Source organism: Allobosea sp. P4_C6 (assembly GCF_056402015.1).
Map to the genome: position 1 here is coordinate 1 of NZ_JBFUIF010000089.1, position 7,705 is coordinate 7,705.

General features: G+C 66.6%; 6 protein-coding genes and 1 pseudogene. 2 read left to right on the plus strand and 5 right to left on the minus strand.

All coding sequences use genetic code 11. The features are described from left to right. The coding region (gene tuf, locus AC1DVA_RS25575; RefSeq protein ID WP_476807739.1) for an elongation factor Tu at positions 1 to 1,174 on the minus strand (1,174 nt) is incomplete at its 3' end. A 219-nt stretch (positions 1,175 to 1,393) separates the two neighbouring features. Between tuf and AC1DVA_RS25580 the strand changes: the two genes are divergently transcribed. Then, a complete protein-coding gene (locus AC1DVA_RS25580; RefSeq protein ID WP_476807740.1) occupies positions 1,394 to 1,771 on the plus strand; it encodes a hypothetical protein in 378 nt (125 codons plus the stop codon). Here the strand turns inward: AC1DVA_RS25580 and AC1DVA_RS25585 are convergent. The 3 genes and pseudogenes from AC1DVA_RS25585 to AC1DVA_RS25595 all read right to left on the minus strand — a co-directional run bounded on the left by AC1DVA_RS25585 (position 1,759) and on the right by AC1DVA_RS25595 (position 5,454). Next, positions 1,759 to 2,286, minus strand: coding sequence for a hypothetical protein (locus tag AC1DVA_RS25585; protein ID WP_476807741.1), 528 nt, complete (start codon positions 2,284 to 2,286; stop codon positions 1,759 to 1,761). The genes AC1DVA_RS25580 and AC1DVA_RS25585 overlap by 13 nt on opposite strands. 75 nt (positions 2,287 to 2,361) lie before the next feature. Continuing rightward, positions 2,362 to 3,636, minus strand: a complete 1,275-nt coding sequence (gene pncB / locus AC1DVA_RS25590) for a nicotinate phosphoribosyltransferase (RefSeq protein ID WP_265053800.1) — start codon at positions 3,634 to 3,636, stop codon at positions 2,362 to 2,364. A gap of 76 nt (positions 3,637 to 3,712) precedes the next feature. After that, positions 3,713 to 5,454, minus strand: a pseudogene (locus tag AC1DVA_RS25595) (TRAP transporter large permease subunit). 180 nt (positions 5,455 to 5,634) lie between these two features. Between AC1DVA_RS25595 and glpD the strand changes: the two are divergent. Continuing rightward, positions 5,635 to 7,185 (plus strand): glycerol-3-phosphate dehydrogenase, encoded by a 1,551-nt coding sequence (gene glpD, locus AC1DVA_RS25600; RefSeq protein WP_476807742.1) that lies wholly within the window; start codon positions 5,635 to 5,637, stop codon positions 7,183 to 7,185. Positions 7,186 to 7,486: 301 nt separating this feature from the next. Here glpD and AC1DVA_RS25605 read toward each other — a convergent pair. Next, positions 7,487 to 7,705: IS30 family transposase (locus tag AC1DVA_RS25605; protein WP_476807743.1), on the minus strand; the 219-nt coding region annotated here is incomplete at its 5' end.

Below are 7,705 nucleotides of genomic sequence, written 5' to 3' on the forward strand. Positions count from 1 at the left end.
GTACGTCCGCCTTCGCGGATGTACGTCCGCCTTCGCGGATGGCGAAGCGCAGCTTCTCTTCCATCGCGATCGGGGCGATCAGGGTCACCTCCATCGAGATGTTGTCGCCCGGCATCACCATCTCCGTGCCCTCGGGCAGCGTCACCACGCCGGTCACGTCCGTCGTGCGGAAGTAGAACTGCGGGCGGTAGTTGGTGAAGAACGGCGTGTGACGGCCACCCTCTTCCTTCGTCAGGATGTAGGCCTCGGCCTTGAACTTCGTGTGCGGCTTCACCGAGCCCGGCTTGCACAGCACCTGGCCGCGCTCGACGTCCTCGCGCTTCGTGCCGCGCAGCAGCGCGCCGATGTTGTCGCCAGCCTGGCCCTGGTCCAGCAGCTTGCGGAACATCTCGACGCCCGTCACCGTCGTCTTGACCGTGTCCTTCAGACCGACGATCTCGATTTCCTCGCCGACCTTGACGATGCCGCGCTCGACGCGGCCGGTCACGACCGTGCCACGGCCCGAGATCGAGAACACGTCCTCGACCGGCATCAGGAACGGCTGGTCGATCGGACGCTCAGGCTGCGGGATGTAGTCGTCGACCGTCTTCATCAGCGCCAGCACCGCGTCATGGCCGATCTCCGGCGTGACGTTGTCCAGAGCCGCCTTGGCCGAGCCCTTGGTGATCGGGATGTCGTCGCCCGGGAAGTCGTACTTCGACAGGAGCTCGCGGATCTCCATCTCCACCAGCTCGAGCAGYTCGGCGTCGTCGACCAGGTCGACCTTGTTCATGAACACCACCAGCGCGGGAACGCCGACCTGGCGCGCCAGCAGGATGTGCTCGCGGGTCTGCGGCATCGGGCCGTCGGCCGCCGACACGACCAGGATCGCGCCGTCCATCTGCGCCGCRCCCGTGATCATGTTCTTCACATAGTCGGCGTGGCCGGGGCAGTCGACATGSGCRTAGTGGCGAGCCGGGGTCTCGTACTCGACGTGCGCCGTCGAGATCGTGATGCCGCGGGCCTTCTCCTCAGGCGCCTTGTCGATCTGGTCATACGCCGTGAACGACGCACCGCCGGTCTCRGCCAGCACCTTCGTGATCGCAGCCGTCAAAGACGTCTTGCCATGGTCGACGTGACCAATCGTGCCAATGTTGCAGTGCGGCTTCGTACGAGCGAATTTCTCTTTGGCCATGACACCCTTGTCCTCGAAGGCGGCCCTTCGGGCCTTGAAACGCGGGTCCGATTAGGAGGTTTTGGCGCAGGATGCAAGGTTGCTCGCGGCGCACCTCGCATCAGACAACTCTCATGCCTGCATCCACCACGATGCGATTGGGCAAAGGTCGATATCGCGAGCAGTCGTCGCATTGGTAGGCCGAGAGCCGACCACCCTCGGCGCTCCACAAATCCGGACTTGAGCTCCCTATCGATCTCGCTTGAAAAGCCAGCTCGAAAACTGCGGTTGCAGAGATGCGAGCATGCGGGTCATCGGGTCGGGATCGAAAGCTCCCGGCTTCCCGCCGCCAAAATCGACGATGAACTCGCCACCCGTGCCAGAGTGATGGATGGGCGGAGAAGTCAGCAGGACCTTACCGCTCTTGGCATCGACGATCGTGAAGGTCACGGTGATGCTGTTGCTGTTGCCGGCCTGCCCAGCCGCCAACGTCCTGAAGAAGCGGCTGACTGCCGGCGCGATCTGGACCTGAAGCAAACTTACAACGACACGCACAGGCCGATGGCCGCGCAGTTCTTCGGCCAGCGGCTCGGCAAATACGCGCTTCACGCGCGGTGAGAACTGCGCGGAAAGAAAAGCGCGCAGTTCGACGGGCGACGGCTCCGCTCGCGGCTGCGCCTGTTCTGGCGGAATGGGCTCGTTCCCCTCCGGCGGCAACAGCCCTTTCGGTTCTTCATGACAGGGATCAGAGCCCCGATGAACCGTGCGCGCTCCGCTTCGGTCTTGACCGATAACTGGCCGGCGACAGCCTCAGTGATGCGCTGCGTGAGCTTGTCGTAGGCACCCTGCCGGCTCTTTGCGTCCGGCAAGGCGTTGAACTGCGCGCCGAGCGGGGCCAGCCCCATCCTTATATCGCGGCCGCCTGCCCTGAAAACCACATCGCCAGCTTCGACGCGCAGGGCGCTCACGCCCGGGCGCCCCTTGATCATGGTCGTCAGCAGCCCCGCCATCTCGGTCTCGCTGAGAGGCCGAGCTTCGTTCAGCCGCTCACGTCCTATTGTACCGGCAATCGAAGCCGTCGTAGCGGCAATGACGGCGACAGCCGCGAACAGCACAACCAGAAAGCGCAACATATCGAGCCCCCCAACCCACGAGCAGCATCGCGCATTGAGAACATAATGGCAACATATTTTTCTTACGTTGCGTCATCAAACCCCGAACACCCGCCGATAGCGCGCCACCATCTCTGGTTCGCCTGAGACCTTCTCGGGATTGTCGGAGAGCTTCACGGCCGGCCGGCCATTCGCTTTCGTGACCTTGCAGACCAGCGACATCGGATCGAGCGCACGCGAGCCGTCCGGCGAGCAGCCGACGAGGTCGTTGGTGAGGTCGGTGCCCCAGCCGAACGCCATGCGCACCTTGCCGTCGAAATGATGGTAGACGCGCTCGATCGCATCGACATCGAGCCCGTCGGAAAAGACCAGCAGCTTCTCGCGCGGATCGCGCCCATGCTGGCGCCACCATTCCATGATTGTCTCGCCTGCCGGGATCGGCGGCGCGCTGTCCGGCCGGAAGCCGGTCCAGTCCGCCACCCAGTCCGGCGCATGGCGCAGGAAGCTCTGCGTCCCGAAGGCGTCCGGCAACGCGATCAGCAGGTTGCCGCCATAGACCTGCCGCCATTCGTCGAGCACGCGATAAGGTGCGCGCAGCAGCTCCTCGTCGGTATCGGCCAGCGCCGCCAGCACCATCGGCAGCTCATGGGCGTTGGTGCCGATCGCCTCGAGATCGGTGTCCATCGCGAGCAGCACGTTCGAGGTGCCGGTGAAGGCCTTGCCCAGCCCCTCCTTCAGCGCCAGGACGCACCAGCGCTGCCAGAGATGGCCGTGGCGCCGGCGCGTGCCGAAATCGGAGAGTCTGAGATTCGGCAGCTTCTGCAGCCGCTCCACCTTGTTCCACATCTTCGCCTTGGCGCGCGCATAGAGCACGTCGAGCGAGAAGCGCCTCTGGCCGAGCATGACCCGGCGCGCCCTGAGCTCGTTGATGATGGCGAGAGCCGGCACCTCCCACATGGTGCTGTGGGTCCAGGGACCTTCAAAATGCAGCTCGTACTGGCCGTCGACCTTGCGCAGATCGTATTCGGGCAGCTGGAATTCGGCGAGCCAGGCCATGAAGTCCGGCGAGAACATCTGCGTCTTGCCGTAGAAGCTGTTGCCGGTCAGCCAGATCAGCTCCTTCTTGGTGAAGCGCAGCGAGCGCGCATGGTCGAGCTGCGCGCGCAACTCGCCCTCGTCGACGATGTCGGCGAGGCGGATATGCCGCGAGCGGTTGATCAGCGAGAAGGTGACGCGGACCTCCGGATGGAAAGCCCGGATCATCTGCAGCATCAGCAGCTTGTAGAAATCGGTATCGAGCAGGCTGCGGATGATAGGGTCGAGCCGCCAGCCGTGATTATACGTCCGCGTCGCGATGTCAGTGTAGATCATATCGGCATCAGATCCGGGAGAGCTCGGCGGCGGGACTGCACAGGGCGGCGCGCGGGCGCCGGGCAAACGGGCCTCATCAGAACAGCGCCTTGAGCGCCGGCGCAAGCGTCGGCCACGCAGCCATGCCCAGCGAGAGGACCATGAGAGCTGCCAGCAGGACACCCAGCAGCGGCAGCACGGCCCGGAAGACCGCGCCTGCCGGCACCCGCATGATGCCGCTGACGACATAGACGAGGATGCCGAGCGGCGGCGTCAGCCCATGGATCATCAGGTTGACCACGAGCACGACGCCGAACTGGATGGGATCGAGGCCCGCCGCCACGGCCACGGGCAGCAGCAGCGGCGCCAGCAGCAGGATCGCGGCGCCGATGTCGAGAAAGAGGCCGGCGATCAGCAGCACGAGATTGGCGAGCAGCATCACGGCATAGGGCCCGGCACCGAGGATTTGCACAGCGCCGCCAGCACGCTACGCGCGTTCAGGCTCCGCAACGCCAGGCACGCGATGGCGGCATAGGCGACGGCCAGCGCTGAGGCTTCCGTCACGGTCACCACGCCGAAGCGAATGCCGACCACGACGACGATGCCGAGCCCGATCGCGGGAATGGCGCCGATCAGCGCCCTGCCCCGCTCGGCCGCGCTGGCCTTCGGCGCCGCATCGACGACGCCGCGGACGCTGAGATGGATGCCGATGGCGAGCGCCAGTGCCAGCACGCCGCCCGCGACGAAGCCGCCGACCAGCAGCGAGCCGACCGAGAGATTGGTCGCGCTGGCCAGGATCAGGAAGGCGATCGAAGGCGGGATGATGTTGTCGAGCATCGAGACGCCGGCGACGATCGCCGCCGCATTGGCGGGCGGATACCCCCGTGCCACCAGCGTCGGCGCCATCACCTTGGCGCCGAAGGCAGCATTTGCCACGGAGGAGCCGGACGCACCGGAGAACAACACGCTGGCGACCAGCGCCGTCTGCGCCAACCCCGCGCGCCAATGGCCGACCAGCGTCGCGGCAAAGCGGATCAGCAGCTCGGCCAGTCCGCCCTCGGTCAGGAGTTCGCCAGCCAGCAGGAAGAAGGGGATGGCCAGCAGCAGGAACTTGCCCACGCCACCCACGGTGGTCTGCACGATCGCCGGCTCCGGCAGCAATCCGCCGAAGGGACCCGTCAGGGAGACGCCGGCCAGCAAGGCGAAGGGCAAGGGCGCGCCGAGCAGCAGCCCGGCTCCCGCAACCAGCGCCGCGACGAGGCTCGGGGTCGGGAAGAGATCGAAGGAAAGCTGCGCAAGGCCGTAGAAGCCGAGGCCGAGCGCCAGCGACGCAGCAGCCCCCGCCCAGCCCCGGATGAGTCCGGCGCGCAGAAACAGCGCCAGTATCGTCAGCCCGCCGCCACAGGCGAAGACGGCGAAGCGCAGCGCTTCCGGCAGGCCGAGCACGGTGGACTGCCCGCCGACGAGCATCGCGACGCTCGCCCCTCCCATGGCAAGCACCAAAGCACCGTGAAACGCGATCGCATCGGCGAAGATGTCAGCGAGCCGGCGAAGCGGCGCAGGCAGCAACCGAGCGAGCGCATCGAGCCGCATCGCCAGCGTACCGGTCACCGCAAGCGGTGCGCCGATGGCGATCAGCACCAGATGCAGCCAGATCGCGAGTTCGTCGGACCAGACGAAGCCGCCGCCGAACGCATAGCGCCGCAGCACCGCCGCCATCACGACGAGGAACAGCACAGCCAGCACAGCGGCACCGGCGTGCTCCAGCACCGAGCGGAGAGCCGCCTCGACCCGCGCCGCCAGCCTGTTCCCGTCGCGATCTCGCTCTGTCTCGATCATCCCAGCCGCAGCACTGCGCCCTTCCCCGGCCCCAGTTCCGGCCTCGTGGGCCTCGCGTCAAGCGATCCGAATTGACATCGCCCATGATTTCGCGACAGGAGCGGACTTGTGGCGCCGGCTTGGCCGGGCTTGGATGGCGCCATTGCTGAACCGAGTGCCCAGGCCTTCCAGAAGACGAGCATGGCTTCCGAAACGACTTCGCCCACCGCCGGCTTCGGCACGAACCCCGCCACGGCATACGACCTCGCCRTCATCGGCGGCGGCATCAATGGCTGCGGCATCGCCCGCGATGCGGCCGGGCGCGGCGCGTCGGTGGTGCTGTTCGAGAAGGACGATCTCGCCAGCGCCACCTCGTCGCGCTCGACCAAGCTGATCCATGGCGGCCTGCGCTATCTCGAACATTACGAGTTCCGTCTGGTGCGCGAGGCGCTGATGGAGCGCGAGCGGCTCTGGGCCATCGCGCCGCACATCATCCGCCCGCTGCGCTTCGTGCTGCCGCATCACAAGGGCCTGCGCCCGGCCTGGCTGCTGCGGCTCGGCCTGTTCCTCTACGACCATATCGGCGGCCGCAAGCTCCTGCCGGCGACGCGCACGCTCGACCTCGCGCACGACCCCGCAGGCCAGCCGCTGAAGGACGACAAGGCCAAGGCCTTCGAATATTCCGATTGCTGGGTCGAGGATGCCCGCCTCGTCGTGCTCAACGCGATGGACGCCGCCGTGCGCGGCACGGCGGTTCACACGCACACGAGGGTGGCCTCGGCAAGGCGCGAGGATGGCCTCTGGCAGATCGAGACGGAAGGCGCGGACGGCAGGCAGACGATCTGGGCGAAGGCGCTCGTCAATGCCGCCGGCCCCTGGGTCGGCGACGTGCTGAACGGCGTCGTCCACAGCAACGCCAGGGCCGGCGTCCGCATGGTCCAGGGCAGCCATATCGTCGTGCCCCGGCTCTACGAGCACGACCGCTGCTATATCTTCCAGAACGCGGACGGGCGCATCATCTTCGCGATCCCCTACGAGCAGGATTTCACCCTGATCGGTACCACCGACCGCGACTACAAGGGCGACCCGGCCGAAGTCGCCGCGACGCCCGAGGAGATCGCCTATCTCTGCGCCGCCGCGAGCGAGTATTTCCGCCAGCCGGTGAAGCCCGAATCCGTGGTCTGGACCTATTCCGGCGTGCGCCCGCTCTATGACGACGGTGCCTCGAAGGCACAGGAGGCGACCCGCGACTACGTGCTGACGCTAGACGCTCGGCAGGGTGAGGCGCCTCTGCTCTCCGTCTTCGGTGGCAAGATCACGACCTATCGTCGGCTTGCGGAGGCCGCCATCGCCAAGCTGGCGCCGCATGCGCCCTGGGCGGCCCGCGCCGAATGGACGATGACGGGCGCCCTGCCCGGCGGCGATTTCGCGGTCGGCACCTTCGAGGAGCTAGCCGGCGAGATCGCGGCCGCGCATCCCTGGCTGGAGCGGAGGACGGCGTCGCGCCTCGCCCGCGCCTATGGCACCCGCGCGCGCGACATCCTCGACGGCGCCAAAAGCCTCGCCGATCTCGGCCGCCATTTCGGCGCCGATCTCTACGAGCGCGAGGTCCGCTACCTGATGAAGGCGGAATGGGCGCGCCGCGCCCAGGATGTGCTCTGGCGGCGCAGCAAGCTCGGCCTGCGGCTCTCCGCCGACGAAGCCGGGGCACTTGACGAATTCATGCAGGAAGCCGCACCAAGGACGGCCTAAGGCGGTCCGGACATCTGCAGGGCCGTGCCCGGACAGAGCGACCATTGTCATTCCGGGGCTTCGCGCATCGAAGAACCCGGAACCCACGACTTGAGCCTGCTGGGTTTTTGGTGGAACCACGCCGTCATTCCGGGGCGCTGCGCAGCGGCGAACCCGGAACCCAGAACCGATGCCGTCGAAGGTTTGCCCGAGCCGGCCCAAACAGTTCTCTCGGAAACCGCATCGGTTCTGGGTTCCGGGCTCTTCGCTGACGCGAAGCCCCGGAATGACGGCGTGGTTTCGTCCTAAATCGGCGGCGGGCTCAACTGATCGCCGCAACACACTCGGCGAACCTCTCGGCTGGGGTTTGATAGAGCAAGGTCTTTCTGGGCCGTTCGTTGAGCTGACGGGCGATGGCGCTGAGCTGGGCCTGGCTTTGCAGGGACAGGTCGGTTCCGTGGGGAAGATACTGGCGCAGGAGCCGGTTGGTGTTCTCGTTCGAGCCACGTTGCCAGGGTGACCTGGGATCGCAGAAGTAGAC

Excerpts from the sequence above, each read along its gene's own strand:
- AC1DVA_RS25585 (WP_476807741.1), bottom strand. The coding sequence starts at position 2,286 with ATGTTGCGCTTTCTGGTTGTGCTGTTCGCGGCTGTCGCCGTCATTGCC.
- pncB (WP_265053800.1), bottom strand. The coding sequence starts at position 3,636 with ATGATCTACACTGACATCGCGACGCGGACGTATAATCACGGCTGGCGG.